We start from the raw sequence: 20,896 nt of genomic DNA, 5'->3' as shown, positions 1-20,896 counted from the left end.
GGTATTTTTCTTTTACTAGCCATTCACAAAAACTGAATCCTTACTTCATAAATGCCCCATTGCTCACTGCGGCTGCACGCTGCAGAATGGGTACCAGAGATAAAGCCCCTTCATCTTTTGGAGAAAAATTGTGAATGTGATCAGACACCGCATGAATGGATTCCTGGCGCAAAGCCTGAGCGTACTGGCACTTGCCGCTGCCCTTGTTACTACCTCAAACCACACAGCGGCTGCAGAAACTGCATCTGCGTTCCAGAGCAAGGATGTGCAGGTCAACGGTGTCCGCATCCACTACCGGATAGGCGGCCACGGCAGTCCGGTGGTACTGCTGCACGGTTATGCAGAGACCAGCGCAATGTGGAACCCCATCATGGATGGCCTGGCAAAGACCCATACGGTGATCGTGCCCGATCTGCGCGGTGCCGGCGCATCCGAAAAAACCGTCGGCGGCTATGACAAGAAGAATATGGCCAAGGATATCCATGAGCTGGTGGCCGGCGTCACCAGCGAACCTGCCGTCGTGGTCGGCCATGATATCGGCCTGATGGTCGCCTACGCCTACGCCGCCCAGTATCCGCAAGATACGCAGCGGCTGGCCTTGCTGGAAGCCTTTTTGCCCGGTATAGGCGAGTGGCGGGTACGTTATTCTGCGCCGAGAAATTGGCATTATCATTTTGGCGGCGAAACGCCGGAAGCCTTGGTGCAAGGCCGCGAGCGCATTTACTTTGAACATTTCTGGAATGATTTCGCAGCGGACCGCAATCATTCGCTGCCAGAGTCCGAGCGCCAGTTGTATACGGCCAGCTGGGCACAGCCCGGCGGCATGCGGGCCGGTTTTGCATGGTTCCAGGCCTTCCCTCAGGATGCAGTGGATTTTGAAAAATTCAGCCAGGTCAAACTGAAGATGCCGGTGATGGCAGTTGCCGGAGAAAAATCAGGCGGCGATTTTCTGATCAACCAGACCAAACTGGTTGCCGAACACGTGGATGCACATATCATCCAGGGCTCCGGCCACTGGCTTATGGATGAGGCTCCTGATCAGTTGATTCCCTTGCTGCTGGACTTCATCCACTAAGCTATCTGACGTAAATGAAAAAACCGACCCGTTGCAGCGAGCATTCCGAGCCGGCTTTTTTGTGATTGCTATTTGATTTTTGCGAGATGCTCGAACCACTGCGCGCGCGTCATCTCGTACACAGAAGTATCCATGTCGTACCAGCGTTCCACACCCTTGTAGTGCATGCCCAGACGCTGCATGACGCGTGCCGAATCATGGTTGTCGGTATGGCATACGGCGCACAGTAGCGGCGCCTCCAGCGTATCAAACGCAAAGGTGGCCATACAACGCGCCGCTTCTGATGCATAGCCCTGGCCCCATTTGTCCTGCCGCAGGCGCCAGCCGGTTTCCAGCGGGTTCTTGGGATCACGGCCCAGATGCTGTATGCAGCCGGCGCCGATGATCTCATTGGTCTCCAGTTCGATAAAGCACCACCAGGAAAATCCATACTCTATCCAGCGCGCCTTGACCCGGTCTATCATCAGTTGTGTGTCTTCTGGCGTATCGGGTTTGCCGGTGATGTAACGCATCACGGCCGGATCTCTGTTCAAGATATGCAGGCCTTCGAAATGCTTGTCGCTGATCGGTTCCAGCCGCAGGCGTTCTGTCGTCAGTATGTTCATCGCTGTGTCCCCTGGTGGTGGAAAAAAGATTGTGGCTCTCACCTAGCTAGCCGGTGAAGCGGCCCGCGTTTCTGGTGCTATCGGGCATTATGCCAGCTAGCGGCTGTCCTTTGCTGATGGCGCATGCAGGCGCACCTTCAGGAAATCGATAAACAGCCTGGTCCTGGCGGGCAGCAGACGCGTGTCGGTGATCGCGTGCACCTGCACCGGTGCCAGGTTCCATTCCGGCAGCACGCGCTGCAGCCTATGTGATGCCACTTCGTCGCGTGCGATCTCGGTATCCAGCACTGCTATCCCCGTTCCCTGTACTGCCAGCGCCCGGCTCAGTCCTACGCTATTCATCAGGAAGCGGGTTTGTATCTCAACACTGAATTGTTCTTCGCCCCGGTACAGGTTCAGGTTTTGCATATCCTGCTGCCTTGTGCCCTGGACCAGGCACAGCGCGTGCCGGGCCAGGTCACCGGGATGGGCCAGCGGCGGTGCGCTATCCAGATAAGAGGGTGCGGCATACAGATAGCGCGGCAAGACGGCGATTTGGCGCGCGACCAGCATCGATGGCGCAGTCGGCGGCGGGCCTATGCGTATCGCGAGGTCAAAGGCTTCCGTCAGCAAATCGACGCGCCGCGGCGTAACGTCAAACTCAAACTGGATTAGCGGATAGGCGATGGCAAAATCTTTCAGGATGGGAGCCAGATAGCTCATCGCCAGATCGACCGGCATGGAGACGCGCAAGGTTCCGCTAGGCCGTTCCGCGAGGTCGAGCAAGGCTTCATGCGCGATGCTGGCTTCTTCCACTATGCTCTGGCAGCGCCGGAAATAGGCTTCGCCGGCTTCCGTCAATTCCACTTTGCGGGTGGAACGGTGCAACAGGCGCAGGCCTATGGTTTTTTCCAGTTGGGCAATATTGCGTGACAAGGTGGAGTTTGGCATGTCCAGTGCATCAGCGGCGCGCCGAAAACTCTTGGTCTTGGCTACCTCAACAAATAAACGCATGAAGCTCAGGACTTCCATTTAGTTGCTCCCTTAGTTACCCCATTGATTGTTCCATTTTTGGATCAGTGTTTCTCAATTATACGTATTTATTCCAAATGGGGAGCAATATAGTATGGAACCTGTCTAAACCAAATAGGAAACCCGTCATGAACCCTTTATTTACACCCCTGCAACTCGGCGGTTATAGCTTGCGCAACCGCCTGGTGATGTCGCCAATGACGCGTTCGCGTGCTGACGACATTAGCGGCGTACCGTCCGACTCTGCCGTTATTTACTATGCACAACGGGCCGATGCGGGCCTGATCATCACCGAAGGCACGCAGCCTTCGCCTATGGGCAAAGGCTATGTGCGCACGCCGGGCATACACACTGCGGCGCAAGTCCAGGCATGGCGCGCGATTACTGATGCCGTGCATCAAAAAGGCAGCCGCATCTTCCTGCAGATCATGCATACCGGCCGCATCTCGCATCGCAGCCTGTTGCCGGGCGAAGCCACGCCGGTGGCACCTTCCGCGGTTCTACCTGCGGGCAGCGTATTCACCGCAAGCGGTCCCCTGCAAATGGAGATGCCGCGCGCATTGCAAACAGCAGAGGTGGCGGGCGTGATTGAAGAATATCGCCTGGCCACGCGGCACGCACTGGAGGCCGGTTTTGACGGTGTAGAGTTGCATGCTGCTTCCGGTTATTTGCCTGAGCAATTTCTGTCATCCTCGACCAACCAGCGCAGTGACCAGTACGGAGGCTCGCTCGCCAATCGTGCACGCTTCATCCTGGAAGTGCTGGCGGCGATGGTGGCGGAAGCGGGCGGCGACAGGGTGGGTATCAAGATCGCGCCTGAGATGAACTTCAACGACATCAGTGATGCCGCACCGCAGGAAACCTATCGCTATCTGGTGCAGCAACTCGCGCCGCTCAAGCTGGCTTATCTGCACGTGGCGTTGTACAAAGCAGGCTTCGACTATCACGCACTGCTGCGCCCGCTATTCGGCGGCGCTTACCTGCAGGGTGGCGGACTCGACAAAAAATCCGCAGAAACATTAATCAGCTCAGGCCATGCCGATGCCGCGGTATTCGGCAGCCTGTATCTGGCCAACCCCGATCTGGCAAAACGCTTTATGCTGGATGCGCCGCTGAATACTCCGGACCGCAACACCTTCTTTTCGCCCGGCACGGAAGGGTATATCGATTACCCCACTCTGGAAGGCAGCGTGAAGCGCGCACTCCGCATACATTCCTATGGTGGCGAGCAAGCCGTTCAGCTTGATGCGATTGCAGAACCAAAGCCAGCCGCCGGAGAAGTGATCGTTGCGGTACACGCCGCCGGCATCAATGGCCTGGACTGGAAAATACGCGACGGCATGCTGCAAAGCGTTTTTCCACTGAGCCTGCCGGCCACACTGGGCATAGAGCTGGCTGGAGAGATTGTATCAGTTAGTGCGGATGTCGCGCAGTTCAAGCCCGGTGACCGTGTAATGGGTGCGATGGGCGCACTCGGCGCCTATGCCGACCGTGTTGCAATCTCTGCAGAAAAATTGGCACTGATTCCAGCGGGGCTGAGTGAGTTGCAGGCGGCGGCAATCCCTGTGGCCGCGCTGACTGCCTGGCAGGCCTTGTTTGAAGCGGGTGAGTTGAAACCAGGGCAGCGTGTATTGATCCACGGCGCAGCCGGCGGAGTAGGCGGCTTTGCGGTTCAGCTAGCGCGGCGTGCAGGCGCGCATGTCATAGGCACGGCGCAATTGGCCAATGTGGATTACCTGAAAGAGCTGGGTGCTCATCAAGTAATCGACTACCGCAGCGAGTCTTTTTGGGCGAGTGCAGAAAACATAGACCTGGTGCTCGACCTGGTGGGCAGTTCTGTACTGGCCAATTCCTGGCAATTGCTCGCCGCCGGCGGCCGCATCGTCAGCACTGCCGCACCGGAGATTACAGCCGTTGCGCCTGCCGGCAAGCGGGGCATCTGGTTCCAGATGAGGCCTGACTCCAGGCAGCTTGCCGAGCTGGCTGCCTTGGTCGCACAAGGCGAGTTGAAAGCCAGGATCGCTGAAGTAGTGGAGCTTGCAGACGCTGCCGCCGCGATAGAGCGCAACAAGACCGGTCATGGCCCCGGCAAGAGCGTGGTTAAATTTGCCATGTAAATAAAATGGCATCGCAGCGTCCTTCGAGAAGCTGATTTAGCGGTATCAATGCTGTCCCTGGCAGTGCATCCGCTCCCCTTCTTGGTGAGCAGATGCACTGCCTTTGCATTGCTGCCTTTAAATCTGCGTTTTAGAAGAATCACACTGTTAATGATGGTTAAATACCCGATGTTTTTTTTCAGTGGCCGTGCTGTAATGCGGGCCATTGAAGTGCCCGTGTATAAGCGTGCGCTGATTTGATTCTATGTGACATTTGTGTGACATGAAAGTGATGCAGAGGTGACGTAGGAGTGGCATAGGCGTTACATGCCTGTGTTGCATAAGCGCTGGATAGAATTTTGGCGCGAGTGCCATTTAAAAATGGCCGTAAAAAACAGAGCTCATCCGAGGCTCTGACATCGTTGTATTTATTCAGGAAAAATTCATGCATGCGTTCGACAAATTAGGTATTGGCACCCGCCTCAGCCTCGGTTTTGGAGTGCTGGTTTTATTTATTTCCCTGGTTGCCGGCTTCTCCCTGTTTCGCCTCAATACGATTTCACAGACGGTGAAGTATGTGAATCAGGTAGAGACTGAAAAGTTGGAACCTCTGTATGTGGCGCGTGAGGCGCTGGACCAGACTGGCCTGGCCGCACGCAACGCCTATGTATTCACCGATGATAAAGACGCGTCCAAGGAATTGACGCTCGTCGATGAACAAAAGGCCATTTACCTGGAGGCGCTGAAGAAGCTGATGCCGGTTATGGCGGGCGACAAGAATTTTGACAAGGTCCGCGTCGGCCTGCTGCAAATGGCCGAAGAGTTGAAACGCCCGCGCCTGTACCGCGAAGCAGGGAAGATGTCTGAATTCGGCGTGTTCCTGGTGGCCGAATGCAGCCCCTTGCGGCATCAGATCGTCATCGATATCGATGTGCTGCTGAAGTCCGTCAAGGCCGACGTGGCGGCAGCGAACCAGGCATCCAGCAATATCTTCAGCCAATCACTGGTGCTGATACTCTGCTTCGCGATTGTTTCCATACTGGTCGGCATTGCTGTTGGCTATGTGATTACCAAAGGCCTGGTCAATCAACTGGGCGGCGAGCCGCAATACGCGTCCGAGATTGCCGGAGAAATTGCCAAGGGTAATCTGGCAATGAATATAGAAACCAGGAGAAATGATCAGAGCAGCCTGCTGTTTTCCATCAAGGCCATGCGCGATAACCTGACCAAGACCGTCGCAGAGATACGCGGCGGCGCTGAATCCATTGCGACCGGCTCGTCAGAAATCGCTTCCGGCAATCTCGACCTGTCCTCCAGGACTGAGCATCAGGCGGGCTCGCTGGAAAAAACAGCGTCTGCGATGGCAGAGCTGACGTCCACGGTCAAACAGAATTCGGACAGCGCACAGCAAGCGAATCAACTGGCCTTGAATGCCTCTACTGTTGCGATAAAGAGCGGCAGCGTGGTCGGCCAGGTGATAGACACCATGGGATCGATCAGCGGTTCATCGAAAAAGATTGTGGATATCATCAGCGTGATTGACGGCATCGCGTTTCAAACCAATATCCTTGCGCTGAATGCCGCCGTAGAGGCTGCACGCGCCGGCGAACAAGGGCGCGGCTTTGCCGTAGTGGCGAGTGAAGTGCGCAACCTGGCGCAGCGCTCAGCGGCAGCGGCAAAGGAAATCAAGGTATTGATCGAGGATTCAGTCCAGCAGGTGGATGCCGGAACCAGGCTCGTGGAGCTGGCGGGCGATACCATGCGCGACGTGGTTGACAGCGTCAAGCGCGTGACCGACATCGTGGGTGAAATCAGTGTCGCCAGCCGTGAGCAAGGCAGGGAGATATCGCAAGTCAATGATGCGATTGCCGAGATGGACGCCGTGACACAGCAAAACGCCGCCCTGGTGGAAGAAGCTGCCAGCGCAGCGCAGTCGCTGCAGGATCAGGCCGCCCATCTGGCGCAAGTGGTCAGCATTTTTAAACTGGACAGCAACCAGTCTCCAGGACTGCACCTTGCCGTCGTCAACAGGCAGGCTGCCGTTATTGCGGCGAGCCCTCGTCCGGCATTGGCTGGACAGGTCACGGCAAAGAAGGTCGCTGGAACCCGCTACTGATAGCAACAAGCAGCAGCAAGCAGTAGCAAGCTGAATTTGCACTGCATGGATATGGCCGGCCAGCCATATCCATCTGTGTTATCAGCTTTATCAACTACGCTGGAATGGAAGAGGGCGCGGAAAGGCGGGCCAATTCCTGTTCTAGTACATCTACATGTGCATAACCTGCGCCAATCCGGTGCAGTTTTCCTTTGTTTTCCAGGAAGAGTGCAGGAAAACTATTCACTCCCATCGAACGTGCCAGTGCGAAGTCGGCGCGGGCCGCATCGATTGTTGCCTGCGCTTTCCAGGTGGCCAGGAAAGTCTCTGCATCCACTGCAAAACCGGTTGCGGTCAGCGCGGTGGCACCGACTTCGGCCAGGACTTCACCGCTGGTTGTATCCAGTGCGCTGACATAAAACGCCCGCTGCAAAGCGCGGAATACTGCCAGCAGATCGGCTTGCGGCGCCAGGATGCGCGCAGCGACTACCGCGCGGCAGATCGGCTCGGTGTCGTACACGAAGCCCTGGCGTGCCATCAAACCGTCCCGGTTGAAGGGCAGGCCGCTCAGTTGCTCGACCCTGGCCCAGTGGTGCAGGCGGAATTGTTTGCCGTCTTCGTCCAGCACATCGGTGGCGCCTGCACGCAGGCCGCCCACGACGATTTGCAGCGGCAGTTCAGGGTGGCGTTCGTGCAGCGCCGTCATTTCTTTTCCAAAGCCATAGCACCAGGAGCACATGGGATCGGCTACATAGATCAGTTTCATTTTTCTTCCTTGATTACTTTGGCTTGTTTGCTTCAGCCAGTTTCTTTGCTTCTGCCTGGCGCTTGCGCAGCGTGGTTACCTGTTCGCCGGCGACGCCCCAGTTATCGGTATCGACTTCTTCGATCACGACGAAGGTGGCTTCTGGGTCCTTGTTCAGGATGTTGACCATCAGGTCGGTTGCGCCCTGGATGATTTGCAGTTTTTGTTCGCTGGTGACATTTTCGCGAGTGATCTGTACTTTGATGTAAGGCATGATGTTTCCTTTCAGAGTGAAATGATGATGTCCAGTTCAGGCCGGAACATCGCTTAAAACTTTGCTGACAATGCGCCAGCCTTCATCCAGTTTGACCAGCGATAAATAGTCAACATAGTTGAAGCCCAGTATGGGGACGGATACCTTCGCCATCGCGACAGTGTGGCTAACGTCAATGGACACTATCCGCATGCGGCATTCCTCACCGGCTGCCTGCGGCGACTTGCGTGCCGCCACGCCGTCGAGATAATCTGCAAGATGTTTTCGATATGGCTGGCCGCGCACTTCGCCGAATAATTCTGTGTCCGGATGGAAGCAGGATTGCAGCACGGCCACATCACCCTCCCAGATTCCCTGGAAGTAGTTGTCTATGATGTGCAATATTTCTTGTCTATCTTTCACGGCAAGTTTTTCTGATCCCATGATTCACTCCTGACGCCTTATTTCGGTTTGCAAGCACGGACAAGCTTGGGGATTGTCGATGTTCTTTTTGGGCCGGCGGTGCTGCGCCCATGGACGTAATATACTGCCGCCCCCATTTGGCTTAAATACGGTTCTGCGCAATTCAATTGATACACCATGTAATGAATGTGAGATACCATGACGACATATTCCAACTCACCTGAATCCCTGCCGGAGCCGATATGACAAGGCAATTTGACGATTTATTATTAGGCAGCATTGAGCTGTTTTGCCTCGCTGCCGAGCTGGAGAGTTTTACTGCTGCAGCGACCCAGGCCGGGGTGACACCGGCGGCGGTTAGCCGTTCGATATCCCGGCTGGAAGAACGCATGGGAGTGCGCCTGTTTGTACGGACCACGCGGCACATCCGTTTGACGGAATCCGGCAAGCTGTATTTCGAGCAGTGCAGGGATGCCTTGTCGCAACTGGTGGATGCAGAGCGCCAGCTGACTGGCGAGCAATTGGTGCCTGCAGGTAAATTACGCATCAGCATGGCTACTCCGTATGGACATTACCGGGTTCTCCCCCTGTTGCCGCGCTTCCGCGAACTGTATCCGCTGGTGGAAGTGCAGGTGCATCTTGATAACCGCAATATCGACTTCGCCGAAGAAGGCTTCGACCTTGCCGTGCGGGGCCGCGCCCCCGCCGATTCCGGCATGACTGCGCGCAAACTGGAAGACGCCGAGCTTGTCGTCGTTGGCACGCCGGCCTACCTGAAGCGGCACGGCACGCCGAAAAAATTGGAGGACCTGGAACAGCATCAGTGCATCCAGTTCGAGTTACCTAGCAGCGGACGCAATATTCCCTGGTTGTTTATCGATGACGGCAAGCAGATAGAAATGCCGACCGCCGGCGGCTACAGCTGTGCTGGCGACATACTTGCAGGCGCCACGCTGGTGAACAATGGCGCAGGCCTGTTCCAGACCTACCGCTTCGTCGTTGAGCAGCAATTGCGCGACGGCTCCTTGCGGGAGGTTTTGCAAAAATTTGGCGGCAGCTCGCGGCCTTTTACCCTGCTATACCCGCATCGCAGACACTTGCCGCTGCGGGTGCGCACCCTGGTCGAATTTCTGATTGCGGAACTGGCTGCTTAAATACTGCGCCTCGCTTGCTGCAATTCAATGGCCAGTGCCTGTATCAAATCCGCAGTACCCAGTTCACGAATCAGCGGCGCCGCCTGTCCTGCCCACAGCGCGCCGAACTCCTGGCTGCCCTGCGCGCTGGCGGCAGCATGCAATTGCTTGCCTGCGTCGTAGGCGATGGGGTAGTCCGGTTGCGGCGGAGAGCCGGGCTTGCCGACTTCCGTCATCATCCTGTTGACCATGCCCCGTGCGCCGCGACCTGAGATGGTATTGGTAATTTGCGTATGTTCAGCGCGGCTGCTCTTGAGCATGGCGCGATAGCCTTCGCTGGCGGCAGATTCCGGCGTCAGCAGGAAAGCCGTTCCCAGTTGCGCCGCACTCGCGCCCAGCAGCATCGCGGCTGCAATGCCCTGGCCGTCCATGATGCCTCCGGCGGCAATGACAGGCACCCGGGTGTTGTGCGCGATAAGCCTGACCAGCGCAAATGTGCCTATGCCTTCGTCCTTGCCGGAATCAAACACGCCGCGATGTCCGCCGGCTTCTGCTCCCTGAGCCACAATGGCATCTATGCCGGCGGCTTCTATCTGCCTTGCCTCGCTCAGGCTGGTTGCCGTCGCCATCAGGAAAATCCCCGCCTTTTTGAAGTCATTGATAATTTGCCGGGAGGGCAGGCCGAAATGAAAGCTGACTGCCGCCGGACGTTCCTGCAACATCAGTTGTTGCATATCCGTATCGGTGACGAAGCTTTGGTAGATTTCCTTCAGTGCCGGCCTGGGCGTGACGCCGTACTCGGCAAAAAAAGGCTGCAAGTGCTCCATCCAGCGCGCTTCGCGCTCTGCGTCTTGCTTTGCCGGAGTGTGGGCGAAAAAATTAACACTGAAAGGACGGTCGGTCAATGCCCTTGTTTGCGCCAGCAATTCACGCGCCTGGCTGGCATTGCTGGCGCCCAGTGCAACAGACCCCAGCGCGCCGCTATTGGAAGCCGCAGCGGCCATGCGCGGCGTGGACGATCCTGCCATTGGTGCCTGGATGATGGGGTGGCGCAGTCCCAGGCGCTGCATTAGTAAGTTGCTCATAAGGATTCCTTTCTAGCTTTTGATGTGAGACTTTTTGCTGTCATGTAGTCTTGGTAAGCTGCGATCGTGTGCTTGCCAGTGGCGTGACTGTGGTCAGACGGCCGGCAATGCAGAATGCAATAAAGACCAGCACCATCGCGAACAGCGCGACACCGTTCCACCTGTCAAGGTTCCAGGCTATGCCTCCGGCAGATCCCAATATGCTGGAACCCAGGTAATAAAACAGCAAGTACAGCGAACCGGCCTGGGCTCTGTCTTGTCCGGCCCGTAATCCCACCCAGCCGGACGCAACGGAATGAGCTCCAAAAAATGCGCCGGTAATCACAGCGATGCCAAGCACCATCAGTATCAGCGAGTGGGCGGCCGTAAATGCAACGCCTACCAGCATGGCGACAATGGGTATCCAGAAGATTTTAGCCCGCCCAATCCGGCCTGCAAGTCCGCCTACCCAGGCCGAGCTGATGGAGCCGATGATATACAGCAGGAAAATGGCGCCTACCATGCTTTGGCTGAGGGAATAGGGCGGGGCCAGCAGGCGGAAGCCGACGTAGTTATAGATGCTGACAAAAGCGCCCATCAGCACGAATCCGGCGGCGAACAGCCAGGGGAGGGCGGCATCCTGCAGCAAGCGGCCGGTTGCACGTACGACAGATTTCAGGTCATGCCGGCGGGACACAAAAGCCTGCGAACGAGGTGCTGCCTTCCAGAAAAGCGCCGCCGCGACCAGGCCCGCTGCTGCGGTGGCGCCCAGCGCAGGCCGCCAGCCGAAATGCTCGGTCAGCAAAGTGACGCCTATGCGGCCTACCATGCCGCCTATCGCCGAGCCGCCGATATACACACCCATAGCGGCGCCCATTGATGCGCCATCCATTTCTTCGGCAATATAGGCCATGGCAACGCTGGGTATGCCGGCCAGTGCAATGCCGGTCAGCGCGCGCATCAGCAAAAAGACGTGCCATTCAGGAACGATTGCAGATACCGCAGTCAAGAGCGCTGCCGCAAACAGCGAGGCTATCATCAGCGGGCGTCGCCCTATGCGGTCCGATAGGATGCCTGCAGGAATGAAGCACAAGGCCATGGCGCCGGTAGCAAACGACACCGCCAGGCTGGATTGCGCCGCACCGATATTGAACTGGGCGGAAAAAATAGGCAGCAAGGGCTGCGCGCTATATAGCAGCGCAAAAGTGGAAAAGCCTGCCATCAGCAATGCCAGCGCCATTCTGCGGTAGGCAGCCGTGCCCAGGGCAATACGCTCAGTGCCATCGCCTGCCTGTGCAGGCTGGGTATTGTGTTGAGTGTTCATGGATGACTCCTGAATGCTTTGTCCCGTTGGAGACATGATCCTATCCTCCGGCAGAAATTCTGCGGAGTGCAATAAATGTAGATGCAGTACACCCGAAGTACAGATGTGATGCTGATGTTATTTCCCTGCCCGCTGCCTGCGGGAAAGCATTTACGCAGGCAGCAGAGTCAGCAGGGGTAGCACAGACAAAAGAAGAAAAATCAGCCTAGTGGCCGGCGCTCTGGCCGCCGTCAACATGCAATATTTCACCAGTCACAAAGCTGGCGGATTCCAGATACAGCACAGCCTCTACGATGTCGCGTATCTCGCCCATGCGGCCGACCGGGTGCAAGCCTGCCAATGCCGCATGTGTTTCAGGCGGATGCATAGGTGTTTTGATGATGCCGGGAGACACCGCATTGACGCGGATGCCGGTGCCGGAATATTCAATCGCCAGAGACTTGGTGGCTGAGTTCAAACCGCCCTTGGTCAGCGACGCCAATACAGAGGGCACGCCTTTAACGGCATGGTCTACCAGGCTGGTTGTAATGTTGACGATGTGGCCGCTTCCTTGTTTTTCCATCTCGGCAATGGCGCGCTGCGTGAACTGGAAGAAGCCGTTCAGGTTGGTAGATATCACAGTGGCATAATCTTCCGCATTATATTGTGTGAACGGTTTGGCGATAAACACACCGGCATTGTTGATCAGGGAATCGATGCGGCCAAAGCGCGCAATACCTTCTTTAAATACACGTTCAGCCACGGCTGGGTCGGCTATATCGCCGGCGATAGCCAGCACGTCTGGATCGGTAGATGGCTTGATGCTGCGGGCTGTTGCGATAACCCGATAATTGCGGTCACGGAAGCCCTTGACCAAACCTGCACCTATGCCTTGGGATGCGCCAGTGATAACAACAACTTTTTGTGTGGTACTCATAATTACACCTCTTTATTTAACAGATTGATTTGACAGATTGAATTGCAGTCGGCGGATTTGCCGATCGGGCTTGCTGTTCCGATGAACACAATATAGTCGCGTTCATTCTGTTAGCGAATAGCCACAAACCGGCAGACACTGTTACGCGCCACGCACGAATGCTCGCCGTTGCTCGCTATTAAGGACGAGAGCTTTCTTCAGAAAAATCCCTTTGCCGGCAGCTTCCGCTGCTGCCGCTTGCCTGGGATATGCACGGGTTTTTCTAAGAGTACAGTCCGGAAATCAGCTAGCTGCCCATTTACTCGGTTACTCGTGCGCAAACTGCAAGAGTGTCTGCCGCCCGGTAGCTATTCACTCAGATCAGCTAACTACCTAGACTTGCCTACTGGAAAACAGAAGAGGAAGCATGATGAATACCGGAAGCAGCAAGATTTTTCTGATCACCGGCGTTAGCTCAGGATTGGGCAAGGCCTTTGCACAAGCGGCAATCTCTGCCGGCCATAGGGTCGTTGGCACGGTCCGTGATGAGCAGGCGCGTGCGGCGTTTGAAGCCATGGATGCACTACGGGCGAAAGCGGTGATACTGGATGTCAGCCATTTCGATGCGGTAGAACCCACGCTGCGCGAGGCTCTGCAGGCTATAGGCGAGGTGGATGTGCTCGTCAATAATGCCGGCTATGGCCACGAGGGCACTTTGGAAGAGTCGCCGCTGGCGGAAATGCAGCGCCAGTTTGATGTGAACGTATTCGGTGCCGTGGCCGTCATCAAGGCGGTGTTGCCGGGCATGAGGAAGCGGCGCAGCGGGCATATCATCAATGTCACCTCTATGGCCGGCATGGTCACTTTTCCCGGCATTGCCTATTACTCCGGAAGCAAGTTTGCGCTGGAAGGTATTTCCGAAGCACTGGCCAAGGAGCTGAAGGGCTTCGGCATCAAGGTGACAGCCTTCGCGCCGGGATCTTTCCGCACCGACTGGGCCGGGCGCTCCATGGTCCGCTCCAGCCACAGCATTGCGGACTATGACGCGGTATTCAATCCTGTCCGCAGGGCCAGGCAATCCAAGAGCGGCAAGCAGGCGGGAGACCCGGCCAAGGCTGCGCAAGCTTTGCTGCACATAGTGGCACAAGAAAATCCACCGACCCACCTGGTATTGGGCAAGGATGCGCTGAAGCTGGTCAGGGAAAAGATCAGCAAGCTAAGCGAGGAAATCAATGCCTGGGAGGCGGTGTCGCTGTCCACGGATTTTGAGTAGCGCTGGCAGCGCAAGCTGATTCGAGACGGTATAGCAGCATATTCCCATGTGGAAAGTCCATGTTGACCGCAGGCAGGATAATCAATAGCATGCATGGAATGCAATATGGCCATGGCTGGCCGGCGCTGCGGCTCTGGTACCGGTAGCATGCTTAAATTTCACCAATGCGAGGAGCGGATATCCTGTGGACCGATTAGATGCGATGGCTATCTTCGTGGCGGCGCTCGATGAGGGCAGCCTGGCGGGTGCAGCGCGGAAAGTGGGACGGTCGCCGGCTGCGGTGAGCCGCGCGATTGCTTTCCTGGAAGAGCATGTCGGCGCCCAGCTTTTGCACCGTACCACCCGCTCCATCAAACTGAGCGAGGCGGGTGAACGCTATGCAGCGGCATGCCGGCGCTTGCTGGCGGACCTGCAGGAGGCCGACATGCTGGCCGCCGGCGAGCAATCGGTACCGCGAGGAACGCTGACCTTGACCGCTCCTGTGGTAGCCGGCGAAGAAATACTTCGCCCCATCCTGGATGCCTATATGGAAGCTTACCCGACGGTATCTGTGCGCCTCTACCTGCTGGACCGGCCTGTAGTGCTGATTGATGAGGGTATCGATATTGCCTTGCGGATTGCGCATCTCGCCGATTCCATGCTGGTGGCACTACCGCTGGGAGAAGTCAGGCGAGTGCTGGCAGCATCGCCCCGGTATCTGGCCAATCACCCGCGCATCAATGAGCCGGCCGACCTGAGCAAGCATCAGATCATTGCAATGACACACTTCGGTATAGATTCATGGAGTTTTCCGCCGGCAGAAGGTTCATCGATGGCGCGCACCGTACAATTTACGCCTCGCCTGATCGTCAATAGTGTGCGCGGTGCGGTGGCATCGGCGGTGGAAGAAAATGGCGTGACCCGTCTGTTCTCTTATCATATCGCAGAGCAGGTGCGCGCCGGCAATCTGAAAATCATCTTGCCTGCCGATGAACATGCACCTATCCCGGTACACCTGATCACACCGTACGGCCGGCTTTCAGTTCCCAAGGTTCGCTCTTTTGTGGATTTTGCCGTTCCCCGCTTGCGGTCTTATTTTGCAAGCATGACGGCCGCCACCGGCAGCTAAGGCGAATCTGCTGAAGGGCCGCGTAGATTTTTTAGAACTCATTTCATAAATAGGAGCGAGTGCGAACGAGTCCATTTGGGATGCAGTGCGAGGCGCGTCGCGACGTAAAGGGTGGTTCCCTTTACTAGCGAACTCGGCGTCCCCGCACAACGCTGCAATGCGCCCAAATGGGCCGTTCCCGAAGGGTTTGTCTTAAAAGCGGCGCTGGACTGCATTGCACTCGTTGTCAATAGCTTGGCTATTGACGCCTCGCACGCCTTGCCAGCGCCGCTTTTAAGGCAAACGCATCTCACTCCTATTTATGAAATGAGTTCTAGTTGCGGAACGATATGGATCCCTAGTTCATCAACGATGTCTTGTACCGGCCTGCTGCCGCGGCTGAGGTTCAGCAAAACATGGCGCACGCCTTGCTGTGATATCCGCTCCAGATAGCCGAGTAGTGCAGTGCGCCCGGTACGGGCTCCCAGTTCTATAGGCTCCAGCGGCGCATCATGGCGCTCCAGCAAATCCAGTTGCAGTGATTGCACGAATGGCTTGCGCTCTCCCATTGCCCTATCGTCCAGCGCGCTTTCCCATAAGCCTATGCGCCCTTGCTGCCGCAGCTCTTCCCTATGGTAAGTGGCCCAGCCATCCGCATTGGCGGCGATCCATTGCAAGGACTGCTTGGCGGTGCCTACGGCCAGCATGGGAATCTGCGTAGCCGGTGCAATGCCTATCTGATAGCCGCCCGTAGCGGCAAGCATGGCTTGCCGCTCTTCGCTGTCCGGTGACAGCGCGGAACGCAAGATGTTCCAATGCTCGCGAAAGACGATATTGTTCTGGTTCAGGTCCTGGCCAAAGGCGGCAAACTCCGCCGGGCGATCCCCCGATCCCAGGCCCAGGATAAACCTGCCTCCGGTCATCCTGTCCATCGACAAGGCAGTCTTTGCCAGATGCAAGGGATGCCGCAATGGCAGCACCGTCGCCGCAGTACCTATTGCAATATGCGGCGCCGCCACGGCCAGCGCTGCCAGCCACAGGAAAGGATCATCCAGCACTGCGGCTTCGCCATCGCTGCCCTGCGGAATCACCAGCGGCACCTCCCGCGTCCATAGCGCAGAAAAGCCCAGTGCATCGGCACGCGCAGCAAGCATCATTTCCGCAGTAATGTCCGCAGCCTCGCCGGGCTTGCGCGCGAGCGGTGTCATCAAGCCCAGCGTCATATGGCCGGCGCCGAATACCTGGGCATATGCCGCATTGAATTGCTTTGCCTGAGTCATGCGGACTGCTCCTGCATTTGAATAGTGATGCTATTTCAGATCAACAAACGGTCAGGCGCCAATTCAGGAATTGGCCGGCACCACCGTCACCGCCGTCCCATAACACAGCACCTCGGTCAAACCCGGCATTACCTCGGTTGCATCGTAACGCATCGCGATGATGGCATTGGCGCCCATCTGGCGCGCGTGCCTGCACATCTGTTCGTAGGTTTCTGCGCGGGCCTGTTCGCATAGCTGGGTGTAGATGGTGATGTTACCGCCGAACAGCGATTGCAGGCCGCCGAAAAAATTGCCGACGATGGAGCGCGAGCGCACGGTGATGCCGCGCACCACGCCGAAGTTCTTGACGACGGCATGGCCCGGCAATTCCAGCGCCGTAGTGATCATAGAATTATGCATGCTGCCTCCGTTGATATTGGCTTATCTTTGTTTGGCGCCGTCCAGCACGGCCTGCATCTTGCTGATGATTTCCGGCGAGGCGATCTTGGGATCTTTCACCATCATCATCGCAAAATTGTCGGCCATGATTTCTTCCGGATGGATGATGTAGTTGGTGTTCTTGCCTATCTGCTCGAAAAATCCTGTCACTTCTCTCACTTCCAGCAGGCGCGGGCCCTTGTCGTCATTGCGGGGCTGCGCGGGTGTTATTGCATTGCCTTTTTCTACCAGCAGCAGCTTGAAGTTCAGGTAATCAAAAAACTCGCCGCCTTTTACCGGGTCGTAGTGGGCCGCATTCGCGTACAGGATGGGCATGGCCCAGCTGCTGGTATCACCGGCTTTCACCTGTATGCAATAGTCATTCCTCGGCGCATCCGGATTGGTGAGCTTGACTGCTTTCAGCGTGGCAGGGAAGGCCAGTTCGCCGCAGGGCTGGAAGCCGATCACCGCATACAGTTTTTCGCGCAGTGCGGGATTCTGGCGGCTCAGCACATGGAATAGCTCATGGCTGATCAGGCGCGGCAGGCCGGTCTTGCTTTTTTCGGATAGTTCCGCCTCGGTCAGGATGATGGCATTGCCGCGGGTATAGGCAGCGCCGCCTTCTTCTTTGCCGCTAGTCTTGATCATCACCACAGGCTTTGGAAAAGGCAGCGACAATTCGGTCAGCCTGGCCTGCAATTGGGCGACGGTGGCTTGCACCAGTTCTTTTTCCCTGCCGCTCCATTCCTGCACGTTCTCGCTGACAAATTTCAGGTAGGCAGGCTCGGCCACTTCGCCGGCGGTTTTCAGGCGGGCGGCGCGGTCGAAGGGGCTCAGGCCTTGCACGAAGTCATCGCGTGTCGTCAGTATGCTCTGGCCTTGCTGTACGGTGGCGAAGCTGAAGGTGGTCGGCTCTGCATAGGCGCTGGATGCCAGCGAAGCAAACAGGGTAGTCAGCAGACAGCTAATCAATGTGCTTTTTTTCATGGATGACATTCAGTGTGGACGAAATGGAAACGAGTGTAGCAAAGAAAATGGCTGAAGTGGACAAATGGGCAGATGAGTGAATGAGCGAATGGGTTTAGGGCCGGATCGCGGAACGAAATAATTCCTGCGCGCCCAGACCACCGAATTTTGAGCCACTGCCGGCACCCGGAGCACCCAGGCTTAGCCAGGCCAGCACATGCAGCTTGCCGCTGGCAACCCAGCCGGGAGCTGCCAATAGTTCGCGCAAGTCGTCAAAGCGCACCCTGGCTATGCTGCCTTCCCAGTTGCTTTGTAGTGCGTCCATCGCATTGGCAGCCACAGGCACACCCAGGAACGCATACTGGATGAAACCGCTTGCCAGTTCCTGCAGGCACAGTACCGGCGGCAGCGGGGAGATGGCAAGCCTGAGGCTGGTTTCCTCTGCGATTTCCCTGCGTACGGTGTCCAGCAGCCCGTGGATATCTGCCGGCCCTTGATCTGCCTGCCTGATGCGAGGAGTGTAGGCGCCGCCTATCGTATGCAAGGCTCCGGGTTCTGTGGCGGAGTCTAGGGAGCGGCGATGCAGCAAGATCTCTCTGCGTTCCGCACACACCAGCACCGCGCAAGTGCTGACGATGGCCGGCTTGTGGCCATGCTCGCGCAAGGCGCAGATGCCGGCAAAATCCAGCGTCTGCAGGTTTAATGTCGCTGGCAATTGTCCGGCAGCCATCGGTGATTGCAGCAGCGCGTGCCACTCGTTCGGGCGCTGCAGCTTGTGCAGTCGCTCGCGGTGCCGTTCGGCATCTTCCTGCAATTCCGGCGGGAATGGAAATGCACCGGTAGTTTGTAATTGTGGGAGAGCTTTGTAAAGGCCGAAGACACTAGCCTCGGAGTGAAAGTGCGCAGCCAGCGCAGCAACGCAATTGCTCCATTCATCCGACGCCGCGAAGTCTTGTTCTGTCATTGTTTTATCCGCTGCGGTCAGGCGCGCGCTGCATTCAGTTGCAAGACAAACTCTTCTATTTCTGCACCGCGCGCATTGGCGTAGCCCCGGTCTACCCCTGTAATCACAAAGCCGCATTTTTCCAGCACGCGCAGCGATGCGATATTGTCTTTGGCTGCGCGGGCATGCAGCGGACGTACCGTCTGTAACTGCAGGAAAGCCCGCATTGCCTGTGTCGCCAAGCCCCGCCCCCAGTATTCCTTGCTTATCCAGTAACTGACTTCGGTTGCGCCGGCCAGTTCGTAGCTGAGCACGTGGCCTATTACCTCATTACCTAAAGTGATGGTCTGTATGGGGATGCTGCTGTCGGCAATGATCTTGGCCCAGTGATGATCAAACGCATCCCTGTCCGCAGGATCTTTGGCAGTGAACGCCGCCATGTGATTGGCATCGGCATCCAGTTGGTTGCGGAAGAAAACGGGCAGGTCGCTGGCGATGACATCCCGTAATTGTATTTCTGCCATGCGCTTCCCTCGGGCTTTGATGTTGGTATGAAGGAAAGTATAAGTCATTCCACATAAAAAAAGCCCGCACATGGCGAGCTTGTTTTTTGGGTATGGTCTGATCAGGCGGTGGTGCTGAGCGTGGTCCCGGTAAGTTGCCCGCTGGTATTGACAGTGGGAGGGGGCGGTGGCGGAGCAGGCTGATTTTGCTGCTGATCTTGCTGGTCTTCTATCCTGTTGGATTCCGAAGTCGCTTTTGGCGCGGAAGTAGTTTGCGTTTGTGCAACCTGGCTGGTCTGCTGAGTGCTGGTGCTACCCTGGCTGACCGACAAATTCTGGTTATTGTCTATCGTACCGGGTTGAGGCGGCGTGTAGTAATACTGTTGTGTACTGGAAGCAATCGGAGACGTTGCCATAAAGATCACCTGTAGGGTTATACAGTTTGCGAGATTCTGGACTTTCCAGCTTAGTGCACGGCGCGGGTGAGTTCAAGAACTATACGCGTAACAATGAGGGAAGAAATAAGCGGGAAACCAGGAAGCCGCAATCAGTATAGGGCCAATCCTGTTTGCATGCATCGAGCCTTAATATCAGGCCCATGTAGCTGTATTTGCAAGCCGCCAAATATCATGGCGCGCGCAGGGCTGCATTTTCGCTGCCGCAGGGATCGCAGGCGACCTTTTTACTCCAGCAGCAGCGCCATGATGTAATCATCCACATAGTGTGCTTCGCTGGCGCGCTTGTAAAACTGGCGTAGCGTGCCTTCTTTTTCAAAGCCGCATTTTTCATACAGTGCGATAGCGACAGGGTTATCGCTTTCCACGATCAGCTCGACTCTTTTTACGCCACGCGCATGCAGATCGGCGATTGCATCCTTCAGCATGCTTGTAGCCAGCCCGCGCCCCTGGAATGCGGGGTTGACCGCAAATGAGCCGACATAGCCCACATGCCGGGCGCGGCCCGGGTAGCGGTTGATTTTATAGAAGCCGGTGATTACTCCATCCAGTTCATGCACAAAGAAATTGCCGCCCGCAATCAGCTCGGCATACACGGTGCCAAATTCCTCGCGCGGCATAGGATCGTAGCCAAGGAAGGGGATGACCCGCTCATCCATATAGATGGAAAATACAGCGTCGAAATCGGATACTGCGGCCTGCCTGCGCATTGTCGCTCCTGAGTTAAGGGGAGATGAAGACGCTTATTGTCGCCTAGTTTTTACTTTCCTTGGCCTGTGCCTTGAAGATCAGGTCAAACATGGAGACATCGACCTGCTCCAGATCCTTGCTGAGGTTGCTGATCTGCTCAGTCTGGTAGTAGGCATTGATGTCGGCCACCTTGTCTTTGGAAAAACCGATCAGCATGATGCGTTGCCCTTGATCGTTCACGTGTTCGCTGAGTTTGACAAAGTAGCGAGCGCCGCGGGCCTGTGCAATGTCGTAGATCGCATGCATGATGAACATGGATGAGGGCACGGAGGCGCCGGACACAAAGCGGATTCCCACCGTGGAAGTCTTCGCATCCCTGGCGGTTTCTTCCACCCGCACATCCAGGGGTTTGCCACCACCTGCGGCTTGTGGGGTCTGGTGAATCTCTCGCGTCACCAGGCCGCCCGGATCGGCCGCATAGACGGCGGTAGCCACGCACATGGCCAGCATCAGTATCAAGGAGTTGGGGCTGTTCATGAATGTCCTTTTCGGGGCAAGAGCGA

General features: G+C 56.6%; 22 protein-coding genes. 6 read left to right on the top strand and 16 right to left on the bottom strand.

Annotation, left to right across the window (positions count from 1 at the left end; genetic code table 11):
* Positions 1-130: 130 nt before the first annotated feature.
* Positions 131-1,075, top strand: coding sequence for an alpha/beta fold hydrolase (locus tag IEW12_RS13025; protein WP_229751084.1), 945 nt, complete (start codon positions 131-133; stop codon positions 1,073-1,075).
* Positions 1,076-1,143: 68 nt separating this feature from the next.
* Here the strand turns inward: IEW12_RS13025 and IEW12_RS13020 are convergent, their stop codons facing one another.
* Positions 1,144-1,680, bottom strand: a complete 537-nt coding sequence (locus IEW12_RS13020; RefSeq protein WP_188566446.1) for a GNAT family N-acetyltransferase — start codon at positions 1,678-1,680, stop codon at positions 1,144-1,146.
* A gap of 96 nt (positions 1,681-1,776) precedes the next feature.
* Positions 1,777-2,691: a LysR family transcriptional regulator gene (locus tag IEW12_RS13015; RefSeq protein WP_188566445.1), complete on the bottom strand. Its 915-nt coding sequence runs from the start codon at positions 2,689-2,691 to the stop codon at positions 1,777-1,779.
* Between the two features lie 128 nt (positions 2,692-2,819).
* Here IEW12_RS13015 and IEW12_RS29080 point away from each other — a divergent pair, with 128 nt between their 5' ends.
* Positions 2,820-4,808 (top strand): oxidoreductase, encoded by a 1,989-nt coding sequence (locus tag IEW12_RS29080; RefSeq protein ID WP_188566444.1) that lies wholly within the window; start codon positions 2,820-2,822, stop codon positions 4,806-4,808.
* 424 nt (positions 4,809-5,232) lie between these two features.
* Positions 5,233-6,903: a methyl-accepting chemotaxis protein gene (locus tag IEW12_RS13005; RefSeq protein WP_188566443.1), complete on the top strand. Its 1,671-nt coding sequence runs from the start codon at positions 5,233-5,235 to the stop codon at positions 6,901-6,903.
* Between the two features lie 94 nt (positions 6,904-6,997).
* Here the strand turns inward: IEW12_RS13005 and IEW12_RS13000 are convergent, their stop codons facing one another.
* Genes IEW12_RS13000 through IEW12_RS12990 form a run of 3 tightly spaced genes read right to left on the bottom strand, consistent with a single transcriptional unit; the run spans position 6,998 to position 8,324 of the window.
* Positions 6,998-7,648, bottom strand: coding sequence for a DsbA family protein (locus tag IEW12_RS13000; protein ID WP_188566442.1), 651 nt, complete (start codon positions 7,646-7,648; stop codon positions 6,998-7,000).
* A 13-nt stretch (positions 7,649-7,661) separates the two neighbouring features.
* Positions 7,662-7,901, bottom strand: a complete 240-nt coding sequence (locus IEW12_RS12995; protein ID WP_188566441.1) for a tautomerase family protein — start codon at positions 7,899-7,901, stop codon at positions 7,662-7,664.
* Between the two features lie 36 nt (positions 7,902-7,937).
* A complete protein-coding gene (locus IEW12_RS12990) occupies positions 7,938-8,324 on the bottom strand; it encodes a nuclear transport factor 2 family protein (RefSeq protein WP_229751083.1) in 387 nt (128 codons plus the stop codon).
* Between the two features lie 221 nt (positions 8,325-8,545).
* On the opposite strand from IEW12_RS12990, the gene IEW12_RS12985 reads away from it, so the two are divergent.
* On the top strand, positions 8,546-9,457 hold the full coding sequence (locus IEW12_RS12985; protein WP_188566440.1) for a LysR family transcriptional regulator: 912 nt from the start codon (positions 8,546-8,548) through the stop codon (positions 9,455-9,457).
* On the opposite strand, the gene IEW12_RS12980 is transcribed toward IEW12_RS12985, so the two are convergent.
* From IEW12_RS12980 to IEW12_RS12970, 3 genes are all read right to left on the bottom strand, one after another.
* Positions 9,454-10,521 (bottom strand): NAD(P)H-dependent flavin oxidoreductase, encoded by a 1,068-nt coding sequence (locus IEW12_RS12980; protein ID WP_188566439.1) that lies wholly within the window; start codon positions 10,519-10,521, stop codon positions 9,454-9,456. The two genes, IEW12_RS12985 and IEW12_RS12980, sit on opposite strands and share 4 nt — an antisense overlap.
* A gap of 40 nt (positions 10,522-10,561) precedes the next feature.
* The gene (locus IEW12_RS12975) at positions 10,562-11,824 is read right to left on the bottom strand and encodes an MFS transporter (protein WP_188566438.1); all 1,263 of its coding nucleotides are present in this window, start codon (positions 11,822-11,824) and stop codon (positions 10,562-10,564) included.
* Between the two features lie 205 nt (positions 11,825-12,029).
* Positions 12,030-12,740, bottom strand: coding sequence for an SDR family NAD(P)-dependent oxidoreductase (locus IEW12_RS12970; RefSeq protein ID WP_188566437.1), 711 nt, complete (start codon positions 12,738-12,740; stop codon positions 12,030-12,032).
* Positions 12,741-13,149: 409 nt separating this feature from the next.
* On the opposite strand from IEW12_RS12970, the gene IEW12_RS12965 reads away from it, so the two are divergent.
* Both IEW12_RS12965 and IEW12_RS12960 read left to right on the top strand, forming a co-directional pair.
* A complete protein-coding gene (locus IEW12_RS12965; protein ID WP_188566835.1) occupies positions 13,150-13,992 on the top strand; it encodes an oxidoreductase in 843 nt (280 codons plus the stop codon).
* Between the two features lie 184 nt (positions 13,993-14,176).
* Positions 14,177-15,100 (top strand): LysR family transcriptional regulator, encoded by a 924-nt coding sequence (locus IEW12_RS12960; protein WP_188566436.1) that lies wholly within the window; start codon positions 14,177-14,179, stop codon positions 15,098-15,100.
* A gap of 299 nt (positions 15,101-15,399) precedes the next feature.
* Here IEW12_RS12960 and IEW12_RS12955 read toward each other — a convergent pair whose 3' ends face one another.
* The 8 genes from IEW12_RS12955 to IEW12_RS12920 all read right to left on the bottom strand — a co-directional run bounded on the left by IEW12_RS12955 (position 15,400) and on the right by IEW12_RS12920 (position 20,870).
* Positions 15,400-16,359, bottom strand: coding sequence for a TIGR03571 family LLM class oxidoreductase (locus tag IEW12_RS12955; RefSeq protein ID WP_188566435.1), 960 nt, complete (start codon positions 16,357-16,359; stop codon positions 15,400-15,402).
* A gap of 63 nt (positions 16,360-16,422) precedes the next feature.
* Positions 16,423-16,758, bottom strand: coding sequence for a YbjQ family protein (locus IEW12_RS12950; protein WP_188566434.1), 336 nt, complete (start codon positions 16,756-16,758; stop codon positions 16,423-16,425).
* A gap of 21 nt (positions 16,759-16,779) precedes the next feature.
* A complete protein-coding gene (locus IEW12_RS12945) occupies positions 16,780-17,763 on the bottom strand; it encodes an eCIS core domain-containing protein (protein ID WP_188566433.1) in 984 nt (327 codons plus the stop codon).
* 94 nt (positions 17,764-17,857) lie between these two features.
* Positions 17,858-18,706 carry an NUDIX hydrolase gene (locus IEW12_RS12940; RefSeq protein ID WP_188566432.1) on the bottom strand — a complete coding sequence of 283 codons (849 nt, stop codon included), beginning with the start codon at positions 18,704-18,706 and terminating at the stop codon, positions 17,858-17,860.
* Between the two features lie 17 nt (positions 18,707-18,723).
* On the bottom strand, positions 18,724-19,209 hold the full coding sequence (locus tag IEW12_RS12935; protein WP_188566431.1) for a GNAT family N-acetyltransferase: 486 nt from the start codon (positions 19,207-19,209) through the stop codon (positions 18,724-18,726).
* 101 nt (positions 19,210-19,310) lie between these two features.
* Positions 19,311-19,604, bottom strand: coding sequence for a hypothetical protein (locus tag IEW12_RS12930; protein WP_188566430.1), 294 nt, complete (start codon positions 19,602-19,604; stop codon positions 19,311-19,313).
* 266 nt (positions 19,605-19,870) lie between these two features.
* Positions 19,871-20,353, bottom strand: a complete 483-nt coding sequence (locus IEW12_RS12925; protein ID WP_188566429.1) for a GNAT family N-acetyltransferase — start codon at positions 20,351-20,353, stop codon at positions 19,871-19,873.
* A gap of 43 nt (positions 20,354-20,396) precedes the next feature.
* Positions 20,397-20,870, bottom strand: coding sequence for a hypothetical protein (locus tag IEW12_RS12920; RefSeq protein ID WP_188566428.1), 474 nt, complete (start codon positions 20,868-20,870; stop codon positions 20,397-20,399).
* Positions 20,871-20,896: the final 26 nt, after the last annotated feature.

This window comes from Parundibacterium terreum, assembly GCF_014636315.1.
Classification (GTDB): Bacteria; Pseudomonadota; Gammaproteobacteria; order Burkholderiales; family Burkholderiaceae_D; genus Undibacterium; species Undibacterium terreum.
This window is presented reverse-complemented; position numbering and strand designations above follow the sequence as displayed.